Source organism: Galbibacter kalidii (genome assembly GCF_026241135.1).
Lineage (GTDB): Bacteria > Bacteroidota > Bacteroidia > Flavobacteriales > Flavobacteriaceae > Galbibacter.
In genome coordinates this window covers 42,405-66,079 of the sequence record NZ_JAPFGA010000021.1, presented here as the reverse complement: position 1 = coordinate 66,079, position 23,675 = coordinate 42,405, and the positions used below count along the sequence as shown (strand labels likewise).

Annotated in this window: 21 protein-coding genes and 1 pseudogene; 17 read left to right on the top strand and 5 right to left on the bottom strand. The window is 34.8% G+C overall.

The features are described from left to right. The 3 genes from OOZ15_RS17610 to OOZ15_RS17600 form a co-directional block, all read left to right on the top strand. Positions 1-1,653 (top strand): RHS repeat domain-containing protein (locus OOZ15_RS17610; RefSeq protein ID WP_323053939.1); only part of this gene is annotated, 1,653 nt, incomplete at its 5' end. Positions 1,654-1,657: 4 nt separating this feature from the next. Next, a complete protein-coding gene (locus OOZ15_RS17605) occupies positions 1,658-2,149 on the top strand; it encodes a hypothetical protein (RefSeq protein ID WP_265957763.1) in 492 nt (163 codons plus the stop codon). A 200-nt stretch (positions 2,150-2,349) separates the two neighbouring features. Next, the gene (locus OOZ15_RS17600) at positions 2,350-3,636 is read left to right on the top strand and encodes an RHS repeat-associated core domain-containing protein (RefSeq protein WP_265957762.1); all 1,287 of its coding nucleotides are present in this window, start codon (positions 2,350-2,352) and stop codon (positions 3,634-3,636) included. Positions 3,637-4,283: 647 nt separating this feature from the next. Here the strand turns inward: OOZ15_RS17600 and OOZ15_RS17595 are convergent. The 3 genes from OOZ15_RS17595 to OOZ15_RS17585 all read right to left on the bottom strand — a co-directional run bounded on the left by OOZ15_RS17595 (position 4,284) and on the right by OOZ15_RS17585 (position 6,933). Beyond that, the gene (locus OOZ15_RS17595; RefSeq protein ID WP_265957761.1) at positions 4,284-5,408 is read right to left on the bottom strand and encodes a Fic family protein; all 1,125 of its coding nucleotides are present in this window, start codon (positions 5,406-5,408) and stop codon (positions 4,284-4,286) included. A 327-nt stretch (positions 5,409-5,735) separates the two neighbouring features. Beyond that, positions 5,736-5,882: a hypothetical protein gene (locus tag OOZ15_RS17590; protein ID WP_265957760.1), complete on the bottom strand. Its 147-nt coding sequence runs from the start codon at positions 5,880-5,882 to the stop codon at positions 5,736-5,738. A 334-nt stretch (positions 5,883-6,216) separates the two neighbouring features. Beyond that, positions 6,217-6,933, bottom strand: coding sequence for a hypothetical protein (locus OOZ15_RS17585; protein ID WP_265957759.1), 717 nt, complete (start codon positions 6,931-6,933; stop codon positions 6,217-6,219). A gap of 371 nt (positions 6,934-7,304) precedes the next feature. Here OOZ15_RS17585 and OOZ15_RS17580 point away from each other — a divergent pair, with 371 nt between their 5' ends. From OOZ15_RS17580 to OOZ15_RS17535, 10 genes are all read left to right on the top strand, one after another. Then, positions 7,305-7,475, top strand: coding sequence for a hypothetical protein (locus tag OOZ15_RS17580; protein WP_265957758.1), 171 nt, complete (start codon positions 7,305-7,307; stop codon positions 7,473-7,475). A gap of 27 nt (positions 7,476-7,502) precedes the next feature. After that, entirely contained in the window at positions 7,503-9,455 is a 1,953-nt protein-coding gene (locus OOZ15_RS17575; RefSeq protein WP_265957757.1) for a tetratricopeptide repeat-containing sensor histidine kinase, read from the top strand. 11 nt (positions 9,456-9,466) lie between these two features. Next, positions 9,467-10,132: a response regulator gene (locus OOZ15_RS17570; protein ID WP_265957756.1), complete on the top strand. Its 666-nt coding sequence runs from the start codon at positions 9,467-9,469 to the stop codon at positions 10,130-10,132. Positions 10,133-10,296: 164 nt separating this feature from the next. Beyond that, entirely contained in the window at positions 10,297-10,467 is a 171-nt protein-coding gene (locus OOZ15_RS17565; RefSeq protein ID WP_265957755.1) for a hypothetical protein, read from the top strand. A gap of 4 nt (positions 10,468-10,471) precedes the next feature. Next, positions 10,472-10,702 carry a DUF4177 domain-containing protein gene (locus tag OOZ15_RS17560; RefSeq protein WP_265957754.1) on the top strand — a complete coding sequence of 77 codons (231 nt, stop codon included), beginning with the start codon at positions 10,472-10,474 and terminating at the stop codon, positions 10,700-10,702. Beyond that, positions 10,703-10,990 (top strand): membrane protein insertion efficiency factor YidD, encoded by a 288-nt coding sequence (gene yidD / locus OOZ15_RS17555; protein ID WP_265957753.1) that lies wholly within the window; start codon positions 10,703-10,705, stop codon positions 10,988-10,990. After that, on the top strand, positions 10,987-11,214 hold the full coding sequence (locus OOZ15_RS17550) for a hypothetical protein (RefSeq protein WP_265957752.1): 228 nt from the start codon (positions 10,987-10,989) through the stop codon (positions 11,212-11,214). The genes yidD and OOZ15_RS17550 overlap by 4 nt, the downstream gene beginning before the upstream one ends. Positions 11,215-11,584: 370 nt before the next feature. Beyond that, complete coding sequence (locus tag OOZ15_RS17545; RefSeq protein ID WP_265957751.1) at positions 11,585-11,998, top strand: hypothetical protein; 414 nt, start codon at positions 11,585-11,587, stop codon at positions 11,996-11,998. Further along, positions 11,995-13,257, top strand: a complete 1,263-nt coding sequence (locus OOZ15_RS17540; RefSeq protein WP_265957750.1) for an MraY family glycosyltransferase — start codon at positions 11,995-11,997, stop codon at positions 13,255-13,257. Before OOZ15_RS17545 ends, OOZ15_RS17540 begins: the two co-directional genes overlap by 4 nt. A gap of 5 nt (positions 13,258-13,262) precedes the next feature. Beyond that, entirely contained in the window at positions 13,263-14,204 is a 942-nt protein-coding gene (locus tag OOZ15_RS17535; RefSeq protein ID WP_265957749.1) for a hypothetical protein, read from the top strand. A gap of 138 nt (positions 14,205-14,342) precedes the next feature. On the opposite strand, the gene OOZ15_RS17530 is transcribed toward OOZ15_RS17535, so the two are convergent. Together OOZ15_RS17530 and OOZ15_RS17525 are read right to left on the bottom strand one after the other, a co-directional pair. Next, positions 14,343-14,477 (bottom strand): hypothetical protein, encoded by a 135-nt coding sequence (locus OOZ15_RS17530; RefSeq protein WP_265957748.1) that lies wholly within the window; start codon positions 14,475-14,477, stop codon positions 14,343-14,345. A gap of 130 nt (positions 14,478-14,607) precedes the next feature. Next, positions 14,608-15,909 carry a 3-keto-alpha-glucoside-1,2-lyase-like domain-containing protein gene (locus OOZ15_RS17525; RefSeq protein WP_265957747.1) on the bottom strand — a complete coding sequence of 434 codons (1,302 nt, stop codon included), beginning with the start codon at positions 15,907-15,909 and terminating at the stop codon, positions 14,608-14,610. 144 nt (positions 15,910-16,053) lie between these two features. On the opposite strand from OOZ15_RS17525, the gene OOZ15_RS17520 reads away from it, so the two are divergent. The 4 genes and pseudogenes from OOZ15_RS17520 (at position 16,054) to OOZ15_RS20340 (ending at position 23,660) form a co-directional block, all read left to right on the top strand. Beyond that, positions 16,054-17,319 (top strand): 3-keto-alpha-glucoside-1,2-lyase-like domain-containing protein, encoded by a 1,266-nt coding sequence (locus tag OOZ15_RS17520; RefSeq protein ID WP_265957746.1) that lies wholly within the window; start codon positions 16,054-16,056, stop codon positions 17,317-17,319. A 454-nt stretch (positions 17,320-17,773) separates the two neighbouring features. Then, positions 17,774-20,476, top strand: a complete 2,703-nt coding sequence (locus tag OOZ15_RS17515) for a hybrid sensor histidine kinase/response regulator transcription factor (RefSeq protein ID WP_265957745.1) — start codon at positions 17,774-17,776, stop codon at positions 20,474-20,476. 244 nt (positions 20,477-20,720) lie between these two features. After that, positions 20,721-22,091, top strand: a pseudogene (locus tag OOZ15_RS20345) (sugar porter family MFS transporter); the annotation flags it as partial. Further along, a complete protein-coding gene (locus OOZ15_RS20340; protein ID WP_323670662.1) occupies positions 22,071-23,660 on the top strand; it encodes a glycoside hydrolase family 32 protein in 1,590 nt (529 codons plus the stop codon). The pseudogene OOZ15_RS20345 and the gene OOZ15_RS20340, both read left to right, overlap by 21 nt. The last annotated feature ends 15 nt before the right edge of the window (positions 23,661-23,675 follow it).

Here is a 23,675-nt window from a genome sequence, read left to right as displayed (position 1 = left end):
GCCCTGAACAGGATCACCGATGCCCAGTTTGCGGGCGGGGGCTGGTACGACCGCTACAGTTTGCACAATGTGGCCTATGACAAGAACGGGAACATCACGGCATTGGAGCGAAAGGGAGCTCTAGCTGATGTCCCAAATAGTTCAACAGACTTCGGGTCAATGGATGCTCTTACCTATGGTTATGATGCGGGCAATAGGCTATTGAATGTAACGGATAGTGCAGACAAAGTATATGGTTTTAGGGACGGAATCAACACTACTAAAGAATACCTTTATGATGATAATGGTAATATAATAGTAGATTTCAATAAACTACTTACTATTCAATATAACTATTTAAATTTACCTACACGCGTTTTTAAAAATGAAGGGGACATTTCTTATATTTACGATGCCTTGGGTACCAAACTGAGAAAAGAGGTGACCGAAGGAGGTTCTGTGACAAAAACGACGGACTATGCCGGGAACTATATCTATGAAGATGCTCATACTGGGGATGGGTCAATATTGCAGTTCTTCAGCCATGCAGAGGGCTACGTGACCCCGAATGGCAGTGACTATGATTATGTTTACCAGTACAAGGACCACTTGGGGAATGTACGCTTAAGCTATATGGATGCCAATAATAATGGCAGCGTGACTACCGATGAGATCGTAGAAGAGAGCAATTATTACCCTTTTGGGCTGAAACACAGGGGGTACAACTATGGCACATCGCCACTTGGAAACAGCGCTGCTCAACGTTGGAAGTACAATAGTGTTGAACTGGAAGAGTCACTGGACCTTAATCTGTACGAAATGAGCTTTAGGCAGTATGATCCCGCTGTTGGGAGGTTTACTTCCATGGATCCGGTGGTGCACTACTCCATGTCCACCTATAATGCTTTTGACAACAACCCTGTGTTTTGGATGGACCCGTCCGGGGCCGATTCGTCCATAGGTGCGGATGGTTTGACGAACGAACAATGGGTGCAGCTGTCCAGGCCTGGCGGTGGCGGTTTTGATGCCATGAGGGCCCAGGCCAGGCAGAACTTTCAAAATGAAATTGAAAGTGAAAGAAATGTAGGGAGTGTTAGCAGTGGAGATCTAATTATTACCGGTGATATATTAGATAAACCAAATAGAAAAATAGATCCATATTCTATGACTAAATCTGACTTATTAATGTATAGTTTGTTATGGGCGATTTATTTAGAACAGAATGATATTAATGTATTGATGAGAGATTTTGTTGATATTTCCGGTAGAAGTACTAAATTAGATTGGTTAAATTCCATTTTAGGATATGATCCAACAGCAGTTCTTACATTTTCAAATTTAACAGCACCTGGAATAGAAGGTACTGCACAATTAAATATATTGGGACAATATTACATACATAATTATATGGTTTCAGAAGTAAGATGGACTGGAATTGGAGGGAAAGAAACAATAGGTTTTGGAACTTGGGGGAAAAATAAAAATAGGGAGAGCACTATATGGGATGTTATGACTCTAAAATTTAGTAACAAGAGTAAAGGTGATTATTATAATGGAGGTGAATTAGCTAAATACATACAAGAAAATGTGTTTAACCCTAGCAGACATATTTACGACCCCTACAGAGCTAGATTTATGTTTTCGTCTATTCATTACAATCAGCTAAAAAACTAATTAAATGATAAATAGAAAAATCCAGTATATAGTTTTACTTATATTCTTTGTTTTGTTGATTTCTTTTATGGGATCAACCAAAATTAAATTGAATCAATCTGAAGAAGTAAACTGTTCAATTTTAAATATTGAAGGAGATTGGTGTTTAGTCTCCAGTTCTCCTTCAGAAGGGTCTAGTTATCGAGAGTTATATGTTGATAGCTCATATATTACTGTTTTTGGGGGGGCATTTGAACAGATAATAACGGAATTGAAATATAAGGATCAGAAAATTTTTAATTCTGATTCGAATAATATTGAGACAGGAAAAAATAGATTTGTTAAAATATGTAGTGACTCTTTAACATTAAGACTGACCTCGAATGACACAATAGCGATTTATGAAAGATGTAACGAAGACCCAAAACTTTCATCCTTACTGAATGACAAAGTTAGTTTAGATAGTTTCAGGCGTGCATTTTTTTACCGTAAATTAAAGTGGGAAAACCAAAATTAAAACATAAAACAATCACTTTTTGAGGGTCAAATTGACTTAAATTTATCAACCTGAGCATAGACTTGCGGATTTAAGGGTCACGCTCATACTTATGGAATAACAAAGTCACAACAGTAAAAAGTTGTGGCTTTGATCTTGAGAAAAACAACTAAGAATTTAACTATATTTACAACGCTTCGGGCACCAAACTGAGAAAGACAGTGACCGAAGGAGGTTCTGTGACAAAGACGACGGACTATGCCGGGAACTATATCTATGAAGATGTTCATACTGGGGAAGGGCCAATATTGCAGTTCTTCAGCCATGCTGAGGGCTATGTAGATGCTGAAGGTGGTGGCTATGATTATGTCTACCAGTACAAGGACCACTTGGGTAACATACGATTAAGTTATATGGACGCCAACAACAATGGCGGCATAACGGCCGACGAGATCATCGAGGAGAGCAATTATTACCCTTTTGGGCTGAAACACAGGGGGTACAACTATGGCACATCGCCACTTGGAAACAGCGCTGCTCAACGGTGGAAGTACAATGGTGTTGAATTGGAAGAAAGTCTAGGGCTTGATCTTTATGAAATGGATTATAGAAGTTATAGTAGTGATATAGGAAGATTTAATTCTATAGATCCTGCCGCAGAAATGGCAAGGAATTGGACAACTTATCGTTTTGGATTTAATAATCCAGTTTTATTTAATGATCCCATTGGATTATGGGAAATAAAATCTGATGGTTCTTGGTATACGGATAACGAGAAAGATATATCACGTTTTTTAAATATGCTTAGGTTTGAGAGTATGAACGAAGGTAATATATCTGGAGCCCAAATAGATACCTTTATTGGTGAAGAATTTAGAGGCTCGGGAGGGAGATTAAGTAATGGAGATATTTTGTTAGATGAAGACGTTATTGTAGCTGATGATTCAGGAAAATATGGAGACCTTAGCCCGAGACAAGTATTTAATCTTGGTGAACAGGTCGAAAAATATGGCTCTAATCCATGGAATGAAAAATCAAGCGGGGGTTATGGACATTGGGCATATTCCTATAAATATCATAGAGAACGGAATTATTATACAAATGGCGGAGAAGGACTTTCAAGTATAGCTCTTTCTGGGGCTGTTCTAGACATAACAAGTGCCTTTCTAAAAAATGAAAGTTTTTGGTTAGGGAAAAACTTCAAATTTTATGATGTCAATTGGGGAGGTAATGGCGTAACTGGAGGTAAAAATAAATTTGCTGGAAAGTGGTCATCAAGGCTTGGGAAATTAGGAAGTGTTGCTAGTTTATATGGCGCATACAATACCTATGAAGAATATCAAAGTGGTAAATTAAGTACTGCAGGAGCTGTTTATTTAGGAGCTACAGATGCAGCAGGATTAAGAAATATCTATGGAAGTATGTGGAGTCTGGGAACAGGCATAGGAAAAACAATAGTGGAGAGTAGTTGGTACTTTAATACATTTTACAAAGATTATAATTGGTAATTATGTTGAATATTTTTTTTAGCGTGAATTATTGGATTACATTTAGGGTTTTTAAGAATAGATTACACCCAGCATTTTCAACTATAGTTGTTGTTACATTCTATCAGTTTTTCACGCTATTGTTTATTTTGGATTGTATTCTATTTCAAATATTGAATAAACGGGATCTAATTATAAATAGAAGTAAAGCTATTGGTTTTATTGTAATAAGTATTCTTCTGGCTATAAATTACTATTATTTTAATAATGTACAACGTAGAAAAGAGATACTTTGTGAGTATGAAAGAATAGAAAAAAATAAAAAGACATTGTATATAATACTTTCTGTTATTTATATGATTTTAATGTTAATATTAACTGCCTATTCGCTTTATTCTGTCAAAAATAATGTAAAATGGTGGTGATGAATTTTATTTTCATGATGGCATCTCACTCCCCCTGCTGGTGCAAGCGTCACGCTCATACCTTTACAATGATTACAACAAAGCCACAACCGTAAAAAAGTTGTGGTTTTTTCTTGAGAGAGGAGAAATAACATGGTAGTAGGATGTAATATTGAGTAAGTTCAATTTTTGCATCTTACCTTAATTTATCATACGATTTAGAGCTTTGATAATTGCTTCTTTTTTTAACATCAATAACAAAGTCTATTTAAAAAGTTTTATATAATCTCTGAACAAATATAGTTTTCCTCTTTTACCTCCTGTTATTTCTTGAATGATTCCCAGTTTTTCCAGTTCATCTATTAGTTTGTAAACAGAGGGCATTGATAAATTGGTTAAGTCTTTAGCTCTTTGTGCGTCAATCATAGGTCTTTGGTATAGGTTGTTGACTATTGTTTGTGCATTATTAGACCGGCTTCCTAACTCTTTAAGTTTAACTTCCACTTCTTCTTTTAATTTTAAAATACTATCGAAAGTAGAAATACTGTTTTTTGCGGTTTCAATAACTCCAACCAAGAAGAATTTAAACCATTGTTCAATATCATTATTTTCCCTTACCCGCATTAAATTGTCATAATAAAGAGTTCTGTTTCGTTCGAAAAAATCAGATAGATAAAGAATAGGTTTTTTTAGAATTCTTTTTTCTACTAGATATAGTGTGATCATTAATCTCCCCACCCTTCCATTACCATCTAGGAATGGATGTATCGTTTCAAATTGATAATGGATTAATGCTATTTTTAATAAATCGGGAAAAAAATTTTCAATATCATGGGCAAATTTTTCCAGATCATTCATGTAATCATTAACTGTTATATGTGTTGGAGGGATAAATGTCGCATCATTTATGCTTGCTCCTCCAATCCAGTTTTGGCTGGTTCTAAACTCTCCCGGTAGTTTGTGTTTCCCTCTAACTTCATTTAATAAAATCTTGTGGGTTTCTCTAATTAGTCTTGATGACAATGGGAGTTCTTCCAATTTAACGATAGCAGTATTCAATGCCGATATATAATTTTGTACTTCTTCCCAATCATCCCTTTTTTCTGTATTGACGTCTTCCCTGTCCAATAATGCTTCTTCTATATTGGTTTTAGTTCCCTCAATTTTACTCGATTGTGTGGCTTCTTTTAAAACGTGCATGCTGATAAACAAGTCAATATTGGGAATGTATTCAGAATACATATCCAATCTTCCCAAATGCCTGTTTGCCTGACCTAAAAGATTTAATAATTCCATGCTTTCAACTGTCCATTTCCTGTTTATATAATTAGGTTGAAAGCTTTTATATGTACCTTGGTTAATCCATTTTCCTGCTTCGAAACTTTTCATCTTGAGTTTTATTTTAAAAAGAGCACCCCTAATTTAAGAAATATACCGAAAACTTAAATAAGAAAAAACGTTAATAAAGTATTTTGGTGAAAAATTAATTAAGGAAGAGCTTTAATTAAATTTATGTAAAACCCGCTTTCCGAAGAGTGAATGAATAAAAAATAAGAATGGGTATTTCGCGAATATCTCCCAACTTCGCGCGACAACAATAACAACAAGGGCACAACCAGCAAAAAGTGGTGTTTTTTCAACCAAATCAAATTACAGAAACCCACAATCCCATAAAACAAAAAAGCCAATCACAGCGGATTGGCATATACTTCTGTTCTACTTGCACCCATTTTTGTCGCATGTAATGCTGTCATTAGAATTAATCCAATGATCTGGGTTGTCTTGAGTCTCAAACCCACAACCGGTTTGCCCTCCTTTTTGTCCTTTATGTACTTCTCCTGTTGGTAAATGCTTTACTGACATAATGATTAAATTTATTTGTTTCTCCTTCAAAGAAAACAAATAGTTTTTGGAGTAGATTACAGGTTTCTGTAACCTAAGGAGTTGAATTATACCGAAGCAAAAATCAACAACTTAATTCTGATTATTTTGCTTTTCTATTATAATACGAGCCATTCTCATCCGACAGAGAGGTTTGTAGTTTTTGACTCAGACCTAAAGTTGCTGATTTTTATGATTTAGAAATATTGTTTGAAATTAAAGTTAAGAAACTAAGCTAGGTGGATTTGTTTGCCGATAGGTAGGTTTATGTGGTATCGGAGAAATTACTAATGCTTCATACCACCGTGTTATTATTTTATAAATTATTTCGAGTAGACTGGATCTCGTCTTTTTCAAATGTGCATGAAGAAACATATTTGTCTATAATATGATCTGAAATAGGTTTAAGGGTTTTACCATTTAGTGGGTGAATTCCGGGATAGGTAAAATACTCTAACGTATTATTCGATTTATCATACCAAATCACTTCTTTTCCTCCCTTAAAGAAGGTAGTAGTGTCGCAAGCATCAATCTTATAGAAGTTTTCAAGAACAAGCTCATCCAGCCTTTTTTCATTGTTTGTCCCGGAACATTTAATCTTTTCGTAGTGATCGCCAACCCAGATCATACAATTTTTTTCATAATATTTTACCATAAAGAAAATTACCCCACATGCTAATGCTATACCAGATATTAAAGAATATAGAAATCGGTTATTTAACTTTTTTATTTGAGCCTCATGTTTTCTTTTTACAGCTTCTTTCTCCGATTCATTCTCCTTTATAAAATCATCGAAATCCTTATAACCTAAATAAACACTAAAAGCATCTCGTGTGCTTTTTACCGGCTTTCTTCTTCTCTTGGTTTTGGTTATGTAACCCCCATGGTATCTAATAAATGTTTTTTCTTCAATTCTGGCACTTTGAACATGCTCTGACAGATATTTTGCCAACCCATAAGGTTTGGTTTCTCTAGAGTTTGTTTTGGCTTTTTCAAATAAGTCTTCTATAAGTTTCTGTATCCATTTTTCCATTTAGTTAGGTTTTTTGGTTGGTATAATTAATTGTTTATCAGGTTATTTCATTTAAAAATAAACAATGTCCAAACAATGTCAAAAAGATGTCGACAACATGTCTGCAATCCCTTCACACACATCTTTTTACTTTGTTCGCAGAATGGTTCGGGTTATGTCATGCTAACATAACCAAAGCGCTAGAATCATTTTTACGGAAATCCACATTGCGGTTGGCTAAAGCCAAAGGGAAGTAGCTAAAGCCGCTGCATAGGGTTTCCACTTCCCAAACAAAAGGAGTACTCCTTTAACTCTAATCGGTTGCTGTAAAGCACAAAAACCTGCCTATGGCAGACAGCAACCCTATTGTTTAATCTGAAAAATTTAAAATAATGAAACGTATATTTTTATTACTGGCACTTATAGTAAGCAACACAACTTTATTTTCATGTACTGATGACAGTGTTGCAGAAACCGATGCACTTTATCACCAACAAGCAAATGGAGAAGATGGGGAAATCAATGAAGACCCAGACAATCCTGATCCTGAAGAAGGTAATTAATACCTTTTAATTCTTTATTTTAGAGGAATGAAAATAAACCTAATTTCATTCCTCTTTTTTATAACTGTTTTTATTGGTGTAATTTCATGTAAGCATCAAAATGATAAAACCCTGCAAAAAAGTGTGGCAAGCAATTATATTAATTCACTTTATTTAGAGGCAGACAGTCTTAAAAAAGACAGATCGATAGAAGAAGCACTTCGTGTTAATAAAAGAGCCTTAAAGCTTATCCATAGTGGTAGTGATTCAATCATGATAGATATTATTAAACAGCGAATAAGTCTTTTTCGTAAAATTCAGAATAAGGATAGTGTTATAATATATGCCCAAAAATTATTTGAAATTCAAGAGAATAGAAAAGATAGTTCCGGCATTGCAGATGCATATTTTAGGCTTGGTTATTACTATAGGGACTATAAAGATATTGAAAATGCATTAGTCAATTATTATAATTCTATCAACATTTATAAAAGTTTAGGCGATAGCATGAATGTTGGAAAAAAATCCGTTAACCTTTCCAATTTATTAAACGAAGCAGGTAACTATAATGAAGCTGAAACAATGGCTGTTAATGCTTTAATAGCTCTTGAAGAAAAATCTAATAAAAAATATATATCTGGAGCTTATAATGCGATTGCCATCGCTACTAAACAGCAAGAATTGTATAAAGAAGCATTGTATTGGTATGATAAAGCAATTGAATCGGCAAAAGGTCCAAACGAGGTAAATGCCATTACTAATAACAAAGCAGTGGTATATCTAAAACAAGAAAAGTATCAGGAGGCGTTCAGTTTGCTTTCTAGCGTAATTAACGATACCACCTTAAACAAACCAAAGTATATTTCATCAAAAGCCCGGTCGATAGACAACTGGGCTTTTACCAAAAGCAAGCTTGGTCATAAAGACGCTGAGCAGTTTTTACGAGAAGCCCTGGAACTTAGAAAACAAAAAGACGATCCTTTTGAGCTTAATGCCAGTTATATTCACTTGGCTGAACATTATGCAGATAGGAATAACCCAAAAGCCCTTAAGATGGCTCAAATGGCTCTTAGCACTGCAAAAGTTTATAAGAATGCAGACGATGAATTGAATGCCCTGGCTATGCTTATAGAAATATCGAACAATCCGAAAGAATATGCATTAGCATATCAACACTTAAGCGATAGTATTAATAAAGTGAGGGAACGTGTCAAGAGTAGTTATGCCAAGGTTAAATATGATGTGGAGTACAACAGGCAAGAGAACGAGCGGTTAAAAGGAGAGGCACAGATACAAAGTCTAGAGATGAGCAGAGCCAAATTTAGAAACATTATTTTAATACTACTCTTGTTGATTGTATTTGGTGTCGGGTACTGGCGTTACCGATGGATAAAGAATAAACACCACCGGGAAAAAGAAAAAACAGCCTATGATGCCGAATTAAAGATCTCTAAACGCGTGCACGATGAGGTGGCCAACGATGTGTTTAATGTTCTTACGTTGGTGCAAAACCAGTCTATATCTGCAAAAATAAAAGACAAGCTCGAAAACGCACTCGATGCCATTTACAGCAAAACCCGCAATATATCCCGTGAATATAACGACATAGAAACAGGGATTAATTTTCCTGAAAACTTAAAAACGCTCTTAGCCAATTACAACAATCAAAAGGTGAGTGTTATCAGCAAGGGGATAGACAACATAAACTGGAATTCATTAGAGGAGGTAAAGAAAAGAGTAATATACCGATCGTTGCAAGAATTGATGGTGAACATGAAAAAACACAGCAAGGCCACGTTGGCGGTTGTTAATTTTCAGAACGGAAACAAACAATTACACTTAGGCTATAGCGATAATGGTATTGGCATCGATAAAGAAGGACTAAAATTAAAAGGCGGATTACAGAATATGGAAAACCGTATAGAAGCTGTTAAAGGAAAGGTTACTTTTGAAACAAGTTTGAACAGTGGATTTAAAGCTATGATCAATATCCCAATGTAATTATTAGAACAATGTTTAAAAAAGTTTTAGTAGCCGAAGATATCGACAGTATTAATGAAGGACTGATAGCAATATTAAAAAAGACCTTCAATTTTGATGTTCACCATGCCAAGTATTGTGATAATGCTTATTTAAAAATACGGAAAGCCCAACAAGACGGACGACCTTACGATCTATTGATCACCGATCTGTCTTTTAAACAAGATCATCACACTAATACATTAAATTCAGGAGATGAGTTGGTAGCTAAACTCAGGGAGCAAAATATCCCAATGAAGGTAATCATATATTCTATTGAAGACAGACCCGAAAAAATAAGAACTTTTTTTAAAAGGCTTAACATTAACAGCTATATCTGCAAGGGGCGCAATAGTACCAAAGAAATGGTTAGGGCTATAAAAATGTTAACAGAAACAGATCAATATGTTAGTGCAGAGCTTCAGCAAACGCTTCGGGCTGCCCCGGTTATGGAAATTGAAGAATATGACATACTGTTGATTAATGAATTGGCCAACGGTAACGCACAAGATGAAATAGCATTTTTGTTTAAAAAACAGGGTATTAGGCCTGCAAGTAAGAGCAGTATTGAAAAGCGGATCAATAGATTGAAAAATTACTTTAAGGCTAAAAATACCGCTCACTTAGTTTCCATTGTTAAAGACATGGGATTATTATAGCCACTTTAATAAGATGAACTTATAAATAATTCATCATTCAATATAGTATCCTTCCGGACACTAAACACTCACTTTTACAATTTATTTTTTCTATTACGGATTTCCGTAAGGAATTGATTTGTAATGATCTTAAGTTTGAGACGATAACATTAAAATTTAAGATTATGCCAAAAAAACCAATTGGAACAACAGCAAGAACAGGTCAAAAATGTCCTGAATCTGGAGTATGGAAAGTAGTTGGAAACCCTTCAACAACAGCACCTATTTCAAAAGGAAATACAATGCCTCCATATAAAGGTAAAGCCGTTACATGGAAATTAATTCAATATGCTTAAAATCATGGAATATAAAGTAATCCCTTTTGTTGCTTCTGTAGACTCAAAAAATAGTAAACCTGAGTATGTTGCCCAACAGTTAGAAGAGTTAATTAACTCTTATTCTTCCGAAGGATGGGAATATGCAAGACTTGAAAGTGTGACAACATTTGTTCAACCAGATAATGGATGTTTTGGTTTTGGGGCCAAACCTGGGTATACTACTTCAAGACAAATGATAGTATTTAAAAGATAAATGAAAACACTTTTGTTGAATATCATTAAGATATATTGGAAATTAATTCCTGAGTCTAAAAGGAAAAAATGCATTTTTAAAAAATCGTGCTCTCATTTTGTTTTTGATGCAATTAATGAGGAAGGATTTATAATTGGGCTAAAAGCATTAGTGTATAGGTTTAAAAGGTGCAGACCTGGTTACATGCTTTTTAAAAATCCTATTACTGGAAAAAGGCAAATCATTTTAAAAACTCAGGAAATTCTTGAGGAAGAAGAGATAGCCGAAAGTATTATTAATAAAACATGAAAAATTTCCTTATAGCATCCTTGTTGATAGTATCCCTCACCTCAGGTAATATTCCTGAAGTATCTGTTGTAACCGATGTCTACATCTGTAACAGCGCAAATGGCAAAAAATACCATTACAAGAAAACCTGCCGCGGACTTAATGCTTGTAAGGCCAAAATAAAAAAATTGAGTCTTAAAGATGCTAAGAAAAGAGGAAAGACCTTGTGTGGGTGGGAGGATTAAAAATATAATATACGTCAGTTCAAAGAGAGAGGTGTATTAGAATAAGTATCTAAAAAGACGACCGGGAAAACAGGATATGTATATAATAAATATATAAAACAATAAACAAATGGGGTTTAGGTATAACAAAAGAATCAAGCTTGGTAAGAACTTTGGTGTTCATGTTAGTAAATCTGGCATTACGCCCAGTCATCGATCAAAAAAAGGATCTATAAGTACTAAAGGATTTTCTGTTAGAACCGGCATTCCGGGGCTGACTTATAGGAAAACATTTTCTAAGTCTACAAAAAGTGGATGTTTGGTGACACTACTTCTATTTATACTCACTGGAGTGACATTTAAAGTTTTATTTATTAATTAAATCAAAATCATGGAAAACACTACTATTACTGCAGAATTAAAAAGTCATTTTTTGCGACTTTATCAAATGGCTATGGCCGACGATAATTTTGATGTGCTTGAACTCCAAATGCTATATGATTTTGCTGATAAACGAGGAGTTTCAAGAGATGAACTAGATAAGTTACTGATCAATCCTACTAATCATAATGCTACCATTCCCGAAGATATTGAAATACGAGTAGAATATTTGTATGATCTGGCATATATGATTATAGCCGATGGAGTTATCACAGAGGATGAAAGAAATACGCTAAAAAAGTATTGTATCAGATTTGAATTCCTTGAAGAAAATGTGGTAGAACTTTCCAATTATTTACTGGATTGTGCCCAAAAGGGGATGAGTAAGGAAGAATTAATTAACCAACTAAACAATGAATCATGAATGCCATCAGACAACTTTTTACGGTAAAGAAGGATAGTAAGCAAAGCATCTCAACTTATAATGAGGAAGACCGTGAGCAAATACGAATTACTTATTATCAAAGTGGTTTTGCTGCTTCTACCAAGGCTTTAGGAAAACCTATAGTGTTAAAAGCTTGTCTTCAAAATCTCTTCAATAGCTTCGAAGATCAGTGCAGAAAACAGGAATTAGAACAAAAAAAGCTAAAACAGCCTTATATGGAAGAACAGGAAAAACTTCGTACAGAACTTAAAAAATGTGAAACAGGTATTGGTATTTATGAAAAAAAAGAAGCAGATGTTTTAGAGGAGATCGAAACGACCAAGAATGATATGGTTGAGGTAAAGAATAATCCTGAAAAGTACGGTTTGGATGTAGACAAGCAGCCTAAAGCTCAATTCTATATTGGTTTGGCTCTATTATTACCAATTACATTATATCTTTTGGTGTTTTATGTTTCGGCATCGTATTCAGCTTTCTTTAAAGAATTTACAAATGATATGTTATCTGCAGCAATTTTTGATAAAGATGCTTTTACCAATGCCTTTAACGATAGCTGGCTGGAAGGATTATTGGTCATTACTATTCCTTTTGTCTTTATGGGGCTAGGTTATGTTATTCATATGGTTCAAAAAACAAAAGGATTTAAGGGGATTGTCAAACTAATAGCTCTCTTTGCCTTAACATTTGTTTTTGATGCTTTGTTGGCCTATCTGATTGAAAAGAAGATTTACGACTTTAATAAAACACTAGATTCACCGCCTTTTAATATTAAAATTGCCTTTACAGAACCCGAATTTTGGATGATCATTTTTGCAGGTTTTGTAGTATATATTATTTGGGGACTTGTGTTCGATTTTATTATGAAAGAACATGAAAATATCGATAAGATAAAAGTATTTATTAAAAACAAGAAGGAAGAACTTAAAAATCTGGATGCTAAGCGTCAGGAGGTTTTAGAGAAGGTTCACGAATTTGAAAAAAAGACGACTTTGGTTAAAGGGCTTATCTCTGAATTACAATCTAAGATAGACGGTTTTATTTTCCCAATAAAAGAGTATCTCCTCTATCATTCTCAATATAAAGAGGGGTGGTTTCAGGCCATAAACACAGAAATTGCCCTGCCTCATAAAGAGAAGCACGAACTTTTGGAAGGCTGTGAAGCTATTTCAGAGCAGCATCTATGTGAAATGAAACTAAACGAAAACGACTATCAACATTTGGTATATTCTAAAAACTGACAATCATGAAAATTAATCCGTTATATATAAAAATCTTATTATACGCTTTTGTACTAATAATGATCTCCTGTTCTTGTAAAAGTGACTCCCATAAAGAGAAGCAGGCAGAACAACAAGTACAAAATGTTGTAGTTAAGACAAAGCAAAACAATAATTTACCATCTAACCTGAACATTAGTTTTCTGTTAGACCTGTCAGACAGGATAGATCCGGAAAAATATCCAAATCCCACTATGGAATACTATCAGAGAGACGCAGGTTATATACAAGCAGTTTCAGAGGCATTTACAGATCATATCAGAAGTAAACAATTACGTTTGGTAAACGATAAAATTCAACTGTTCTTTGATCCTGAACCCTTAAACCCAGAGATCAATAATATTTCAAATCAACTAAAGTTTGCCATAACCAGGAATAATCTATCTAAAGAACTCTTAAGTAAAATCAATGATATGTACACTTCACAGCCAGAAGCTATATATAAACATGCCATAGCCGATAAAAATTATGTTGGTTCAGATACCTGGAGGTTTTTTAAAGACAAAATAAAAGATTATTGTATCCAGAAAAATCATAGGAATATTCTGGTAGTATTAACAGATGGATATATTTATCACGAAAACTCCAAAATGAAAGAAGGTAACAGGACTACTTATATCACTCCCCAGACTTTAAAAGCTTATAAGCTTAACACTTCAAAATGGAAAGAAAAAATGCAGAATGAAGATCTTGGTTTTATTCCTGTTAACCAAAATTTAGAAAAGATAGATATACTTGTTTTGGGTATAAACCCGAACGAAGGAAATCCTTATGAAGCATATATTATAAAGGAATATTGGAGTAGCTGGCTAACTGAAATGAATGTAAAAAGGTTTGAAATAAAAAATGCAGATTTACCTTCAAATCTTAAAACTGTAATTCATGAGTTTATTTTGGGGCAACCTTAAATTTATATTATAGTTGCTCGGTTCCGTAATATGAGCAAAAAAATCTCTGAAACTTATTCTAAAGACTACATTAATCACAACCATCTGATGCAAGCCTTGGCTCATATCTCAAACCACAAGGTTGGGAGATCTTGCTGTTTAGCAGAGATATGGTCTGGGATGGGGAAAAGTATCCTTGTTCCCTTCACCAATAAAACCTCCTTTTTTACGGTATCCCATGTCAATAAAGCTTGCGTTTTCAATGACCATGCTGTAGGCGCGTAAACTCTTCATGGCTTAAATCTTTTATGCCGGGCTGCCCAATCGCCTGTCCCCACCGGGCGATGTGTTTGCTTTTCAGGCTTTCACCCTCAATGCTAAATGAAACTTTGGGGTTCTTCTATAAATCCTTGTTTATTAATCATTACTTCAACCAATTAATTACATCTTGCATAAAAGCTTGACACTGATAATCATTTACTCCCTTCCAACTATCCATATATAAAGAAACCATAGCTTCTCCCATAACCACCAGTTTACCACCGCCTTTAGTAGTAGCATATACTCCAAAAGGATACGCTTTACCCAATTCATCTCCATAGCAAAAAGGAATACCTCCATTTACCTTCCTCGCTTCGTGATACGAAATTTTTAACACATCATCATTGATTTCTCCTTTCACAGTATGTCCTCCAGATAATGTATCAGGAATGGCATCACCATATTGTATTCCATATGGAGCTATTATTGCATTGACGTTGGTATCGTCTAGCGATGACCAATAATCACTATCCATTACCATAAACATACTCCCACCGTTATTTAAAAAATTATGAATTGATTGTATTTCATTGGTGGTATATTGTTTTTTGGGCACGTGTATAAATAAAATATCCTTTTCTTCTAAAACATTCTCATCTAATAATCCATAGGAATAATCTACCTGCACATTTATTGGTTTGATTGTTTTCATTAATTCTCCTGACATCATATAGACCCGATTGATTTTTTCATTATTGATATCCATGGATTTTGGATCATTCCAAAACACTTGATCATGTCCTACATCCATTAATATACGTGACGGCCTATTCATAGTGTCTTTTTTTACAGACACATTTTTAAACCATCCTTCACTGTTTTCCCCTACCCAAAGTCCGATTTTCCCATGCCCGCTCAGATTTATCTGTTCTACAGTTAAAGAACTTTTTGTTGAATTGTTCACAAAAACTTTTACAGTTGGATAATTGATCACTAATCTTACATGAAACCAATTGTCAGGATCGGGGGTAGGAGTCAATTTATTTTCATATTTATTAGGATAGACTTCACGTAGTCTTTTCCAGTTTAAGTGGGGCATGGCTATATACTGTACCATATGCTGCTGTTTTTGTGGATTCTTAAAATTAAAAGGCCTAAAGTAAATCGCATCGTATATATCATTATTCTTTCCATTAATGACCACTCCAACGAAACTTGCTCCCTGTGTATTATTTCCTTTTATTTCAAGATCTATTGTGCCGTTACAAAATTCAGAATCCTTAAGCCAAAGGATGCCATTACCCCGGCCACTATCTAGATGAATAATATCCTTATTAAAAGATACTTTTCTATTATAAACCTCCCAATCATTGGGATTGTTTAAAGCTTGTGTTTGTTGTCCTGTTAGTTTTACAGATAAAAAAGAGAATAACGTCAACGGAATAAAAATAAGATACTGTTTCATTTGTTTTGAATTTTAGTTATTACTCAAAACTAGTTACCACCCTTCTAAGCACCTCATCAAAAACGGTTTAAAGTAAGGTCAAAAGCAGTTCACCCGGAAAACAATAATTAATTATCAGCAATTATTAGTATCTTCATCCTTAAGATGATGAATACTGAAAATGAATATATTGCATTATGTAAAAATTTACTGGAAGAGAAATTTTCTTTTGGTAATGGTCAGGGGTATACCCAAAAAGATTTAGAACAGCTTTCCTTATATATTGAGGAACATACGGGGTGCTATATAAGCTTATCAACACTAAAGCGGATATGGAAAAATAAATACAAAACGCAACCTCAATTAGCTACCCTCAATGCACTTGTGAATGTATTAGGTTATAAAAACTGGCAAGATTTCAAAATCCAACACAAAAATAACTTTCCTAAAAAAACGCTGCGTTTACCTATGAAAAAAAAATATATTTTCATAGTAGGCGTAACCGTATTGATACTTGGAAGCATAACTTTATTTTCTTTTGGAAATGATCAGAATAACAAAGTTAAAATAAATGGGCCCATCAAATTTTCGACAAACAAAACCTTAGCCAAAGGTGTTCCCAATACATTCATTTTTAATTATGACCTTCATCATGTAAAAGCTGATAGTTTTTTTATTCAGCAATCATGGAATGGCTGGCGAAAAGAAAAAATAGATCCAAACAAAGCTGTTTATGCATCTACTTATTATGAAAGTGGTTATCATCGAGCTAAACTCATTGCAAACAACCAGATTATCGCTACCCAAGCGGTACATATTATTAGTGATGGATGGGAACCGCATATTTATTATAGTGAAGCCGACGATCGCTATATTAACTTTAATAGTGAATCCTTTATAGAAAATGGGATTTTACACCTTCCGAAGAGACTTTTATTGAAAAAAAAGGTAGATATCTCCAAACACTTTATGTCTCGCATTACACATAGTGATAATTATCATGTTACATCCGACACATTTACATTTAAGACCAAAATAAAGCTTGACCATGAAATAGAATCGAATTGTCCATGGCTTGCTGTTCTATTAATAACTACAGAAAATATTTTTAAAGTAGGACTCGTTGGTAAAGGTTGTGAAACCGGTGCCAATTATAAATTAGGTGAAATTTATAAGGAGGGTAAAAACAATAATTTATCAAAGTTAGGAACAGATCTATATCAATGGAATGATATAGAAATAAAAGTAAAAAATAAGAATGCGACCATCTTTTTAAATGGGAAAGAAACCTATAGCGAACACTATCAGGAGGATATGGGAGATATCATGGGAATTGCCTATATATTTGAAGGAACCGGAAGTATTGATTATGTCCAGTTGTTAAATGATAAAAATCAAATAGGATTTGAAGATAATTTTGATGCACTATAATTGCAACAAGAGAATGTTTTGTCTGCAAAAAAACGATGATAGTTAACCACTAAAGCAGAAATAAAGTGAATATATGATACTTTATTCAGCCCTTTCCTAACCATGTTGCTCTTCTTCTTATATCATAAAGGCTTTAAAACTGTCCTAATTTTTAGGGAAGGCGACAGAATGGGTAAGGCTACAATTACTTTGCATGAAAAATGTTTATTTTAAAAGTGATATTGTGAATTATGGTTACATTTATTCTGTTGTCCAAGCAACTAGAGGAGATGTTACCACTCTATTTTACAACGATTATGGTTAATATTTGTTACAGCTTGTTACTTCTAACAGAAGTAAAAGTTTACCAGTTATTGTAATATATAGCTGTTTCTTTGATATAAAAGATAAATATGTATTTTTATCAGAAAAGAAACCCGCCGTGCGTTTTAAACACTTATCTCTCTTTTTATTAATGATCTCTCTTTTTTGTTCTTGTTCCCAGGCAAAAAAGGAAGGCATTGTACAGATTGGATTTTCCCAAGCCATGACCACCGATGATTGGAGAAAACAAATGAATAAATCTATGATGGTTGAAGCTTCGATGCACCCTGAGGCTGAGCTCAAAATCCTGGATGCAAATGATAATGTAAACCAACAAATAGAAGATTTAGAAAGTCTTATAGAGCAAAAGGTGGATGTTATCATTGTTTCTCCCATTCAATCCAAACCGCTAACCAGTATTATATCACGTGCACTTCAGGAAGGGATACCTACAATTGTAATAGACAGAAAAGTTGAAAATGAAAACTATACTGCTTATCTGGGAGCTGATAATATTGAAGTAGGACGGAACGCCGGGAAATATATCATCTCTAATTCAAATACTTCTAAAAGAATAAACGTGGTAGAAGTAAAAGGTTTAAAAGGGTCTTCTCCGGCTTATGAACGAAGTTTAGGCTTTAAACAAATACTGGCTGTATATGATTCTGTAAATATTGTTGGAAGTATCGATGCTGACTGGGAGAGAACATCGGTTAAAGAACCTTTTAAAAGAATCCTCGAACAAGGTTCCCGGGTAGATTATGTTTTTGCACATAACGACCGCATGGCATTAAGCGCGTGGGAAGTAGCCCGTAATGCCGGTTTGGAAAAACAAATAAAATTTATTGGTGTAGACGGTTTAAACTCCCCTAACGGAGGAATACAACTGGTTGATGAAGGTATTTTAAATGCTACTATTTTTTACCCAACAGGAGGGAATGAAGCCATAAAACTGGCATTAAGGTTGTATAAGAATCAATCTATTCCAAAAAACAATATCCTCAACACCATTGTGATTGATAAGCTGAATGCCGAGATCATGAAAAACCAGCTGGACAAAATAGATGAGCAGCAGGAAAGCATCCAAACACAGCTTAAAAAAATCAAGTCACAAGAACAAGAGTATTACACACTTAACAACCTGTTCAGGTTGCTTATATTTTTACTGATTATTGTATTGGGATTAGCCCTATTTAGTATCTATTCGGCTTCTATAATCAGCAGGAAGAAAAAACAGCTGGAGGTCAAAAACAAAGAAATCACTTCTAAGCGAAATAAAATTGAGAAAATAGCTAGTGAATTAAGGCTGAACAACGAAGCCAAGGTAAATTTCTTCACCGGGATCTCGCATGAGTTTAAAACCCCGTTAACCTTAATTTTAAGTTCTGTTGAATCTATTAACGACGAATTCAAATCTAAAAATTTTAAAGCTAGAAACGAGGTAAACATCATATACAATAATTCACGTAGGTTGTTAAGGCTTATTAATCAATTGCTCGATTTCAGGAAAGCCGAAGAAAAAAAGTTTTTGCTTAGGGCTTCTAAAACCAATCTTTACAATTTCACCAAACATGTTTTTAATGATTTTAAGAACGAAGCCAGAAAAAGAAACATCACTTTCACCTTAGACTCAAATTGTGAAGATCTCGATCTCTATATGGACAGAAACCTGATGGATAAGGTATATTTTAACCTGTTATCCAATGCCTTTAAATTTACTCCAAACAATGGTAATATTAAAGTAAGTATTACAGATAAGGTCAACGGTAATTTTGTAACTATTAAAGTAAAAGATTCAGGGATCGGTATTCCTGAGAAAGATATTTCAAAAGTGTTTAAACCCTTTTTTAAAGGATCTAACAACAGTAAAAGCAGTTCCGGTATTGGCTTACACCTTTCAAAGCAGTTTATAGAACTTCATAAAGGAAAAATAGAAGTAACGTCTAAAAAAGGTTCTGAATTTTCAATTATACTCCCAAAAGGAGCAGACCATTTAAGTGAAAAAGACATTGTTCATGAACCTGAAACATATGTTAGTATTGATCATTTAGATTATGATGAGTCCGCCAATAAGTCCGCCAATATTATTGAAAAACCTACAGATACCGAAAGATACACCCTTCTCCTTATTGAGGATAATGTAGAACTCACCACATTCCTGCAAAATAAATTTTCTTCTCAATACGACATTTATACTTCAGACGGTACGGATGGTATAAAAAAAGCCTTGGACCTTATTCCTGATTTAATACTTTGTGATATAAACCTGCCTGATAAAAGTGGTTTTGAAATTTGCAACACCTTAAAGAAAGATTTAAGGACCTCACATATACCAACCATAATCTTAACCGCATTGAGCGATCAGGATTCTTATGTAAAAGGATTGGAATCGGGGGTTGATTTATACCTCACCAAGCCATTTAGTTATAAAATACTGTCACAGTCTATTAAATCATTGTTATACAACAGGGAGAAGCTACGTTACTACTACACCAATAATATCCATAAAATAGGAGATAAAAACTTTGGTTCGTCAGAACAAGAGTTCCTGTTCAAATTAAACAAGCTGATCAACGAGTATCTTGGCGATCCTTCATTTACCGTTGAAGACCTGGCCAGCCAACTCAACCTGTCAAGGGTACAACTATACAGAAAGGTAAAAGCACTCCTGGGAATAAGCGTAAGTGATTATATTAACAACATCAAATTAGAAAAAGCCAAAGAAATGCTTAAAACTTCAGGATTAAATATATCAGAGATAGCATATGCAATAGGTTTTTCTTCTCCTAACTATTTTTCAACAGCCTTCAAGAACAAATACGGTCTTTCCCCTAAAGAATACAAACAATCGTAACACGAAAGCGTTTTCGTTTCATCCCACACACCTTCTTTAATGTTACATTATTATAACTCATGTAACATTTTTATAACTACATCGTTATAGCTCATACTTCTAAAAAAGTGGTTAAGTCCCATGAGCAAAGGACTTTCACTGTTTTTTTTCATTTCAATAACATATTCTTAACAATTTGAAACATTCTCAAAATACCACCCTTTAAATTACACATACATTAGCATCAGATTAAGAAAATTACGATATGCGCAAAATTTTAATTTGGTCAATTACAGCTGCCTTGGCTGGATTTCTCTTCGGATTTGATACAGTAGTAATTTCCGGGGCAGATAAAAAATTACAAGAACTTTGGAACTCATCAGATGCCTTTCATGGTTCTGTAGTTATGGCCATGGCATTATGGGGTACAGTAATAGGGGCCCTATTTGGAGGTATCCCCACCAATAAAATTGGAAGAAAGAAAACCTTGCTTTGGATTGGAATTTTCTATTTTATCTCTGCCTTAGGCTCTTCTTTGTCCAATGATCCATACACCTTCGCTTTCTTTAGGTTTTTGGGCGGATTGGGTGTAGGGGCATCTACCATAGCTGCACCGGCCTATGTTTCAGAAATTGCACCGGCAAAAGATCGTGGCAGATTGGTTTCTCTATATCAATTTAATATTGTTCTTGGAATTTTAGTTGCGTTTCTTTCCAATTATTTGCTCAGTAATATTGGTGAAAATGCCTGGCGGTGGATGGTAGGGGTTGAAGCCATTCCGGCTTTTCTATATACCCTACTTGTATTGTCGGTTCCTGAAAGCCCAAGGTGGCTTATCTCTAAATTCAGGAATAACGAAGCCAAAAAAGTCCTGAAAATCATCAATCCGGATAAGGATGTTGAAGAGTTAATGCTAAATATCAACAAAGAAGAGGAAGAACATACAAGACACGATCATGTCTTTATGAAAAAATACCGGTTTCCGATAATGCTTGCTTTTTTAATTGCTTTTTTTAACCAGTTTTCGGGCATCAATGCATTTTTATACTATGCCCCGAGGATTTTTGGTGAAGCCGGTCTAGGTGAAAGTACGGCTTTATTAAGCAGCATCTGTATTGGTGTAGTTAACTTACTCTTTACTTTACTCGGGGTATTCCTAATTGACAGGGTGGGTAGAAAAACCCTTATGTATTACGGATCTGCCGGGTATATCGTATCATTATCATTGGTAGCTATAGCTTTTCATTTTGAATGGCAGGGGTTATCGGTACCCATATTTTTGTTCTTATTTATTGCTTCTCATGCTATTGGTCAGGGAGCCGTTATTTGGGTATTTATTTCAGAGATCTTTCCAAACCACTTAAGGGCTTCGGGGCAGGCATTGGGTTCTTCAACCCATTGGGTACTTGCAGCTATCATCCCATCATTGATACCTATATTGTTTTCTACCATAGGTCCGGCAGCTGTGTTTAGCATCTTTGCCTTCATGATGGTTTTACAATTAATATTTGTAATGTTCCTGATGCCTGAGACCAAAGGAATTCCTTTAGAAGAACTAAGCGAACAATTAACTAAACCTAAAAAACAAAAGAATATGAAAACTAACCGTAAGTCTATTTTAAAAGGGTTTATCCTATTCATTTTTATTTCTCTTACTGTTTCATGTAACGAAAAAACTAAAAAAGAAACACAGGATGAGAATGCCCTGAGTATTAACGAAGATGAAAAATACCGTCCGAACTTTCATTTTACCCCTAAAGAACATTGGATGAATGACCCCAACGGAATGTTTTACTACAACGGGTATTACCATTTGTTCTTTCAATATTATCCTGACGGAAATGTTTGGGGACCTATGCACTGGGGACATGCCATTAGCACCGATATGGTAGAATGGAGAGAGCTGCCCATTGCCCTTTATCCCGATGAATTGGGATATATCTTCTCCGGGAGTGCCGTGGTAGACCATAACAACACCACAGGTTTTGGAGATGGTACCACCCCGCCTATCGTTGCCATCTACACCTATCACGATCCGAAAGGTGAAAAAGAAGGAAGAGACGATTACCAAACCCAGGGCATTGCCTATAGCCTTGATGAAGGAGCAACATGGACGAAGTACGAGAACAATCCGGTGATAAACAACCCGGGTATAAAAGATTTCAGGGATCCGAAAGTTGTATGGGATGAAATCCATCAGCAATGGCTCATGGTTTTAGCCGCTGATGACAAAGCTCTTTTTTACGGGTCAAAAAACCTGAAGGATTGGGAAAAACTATCGGAATTCGGACAAAACATCGGTGCCCATGGTGGTGTTTGGGAATGTCCCGACATCTTCCCGATGCAGGTTGAAGGTACGGACGAAGTAAAATGGGTTTTGATACAAAGTTTAAATCCCGGTGGATACAACAGCGGATCGGGAACCCAATATTTTGTGGGTGATTTTGATGGAAAAGAATTCACTTTAGACCCTGACTTTAAAAACGATTTAGAGCAAGAACATACCTATTGGATCGATTTTGGAAAAGACAATTATGCAGGGGTAACCTGGTCTAATATTCCAGACACCGATGGCAGAAAATTATTTTTGGGGTGGATGTCCAACTGGGAATACGCCCAGGAAGTACCTACGGAAACATGGCGCAGTGCCATGACCATAGCAAGGGAACTAACGTTAAAAAAAGATGGCGGTTCATACAGGTTGTTTTCAGTTCCGGCCAAGGAACTTTATAATTACAGGGCAAAATCGTTTAAGGTTGATTCCCTAAGTATTCAGAAAAATACCAAGATTGTTGGTACTGAACAAATAGACCTGTCGAGTACTGAACTCTCCTTTAACATATCAGATCTAAAAGAGGATATATACACTTTCTATTTGCACAATCCTAAAGGTGATACAATATCGTTTGGTCTGGATAATAAGAAAAATGAATTCTTCATAGACAGAAGTAAATCCGGACTTATAGACTTTTCCGAAAAGTTTAGCCAAAAACCTTCTGTGGCACCGCGAGTAACAGAAAGCGATAAGCTAACTGTCCAGATTATTTTAGATGAAACTTCCATTGAAATTTTCTACGATAAGGGAGCTTCAGTAATGACGGAAATTTTCTTTCCTCATGCTCCATTTGAAACCTTTTCTGTTTCAACTGAAGACCCCAATGCTGTGATAAAAAACTTAACCATTGATCAACTAAAGTTTAACTAAACTTCTAATTTTTAA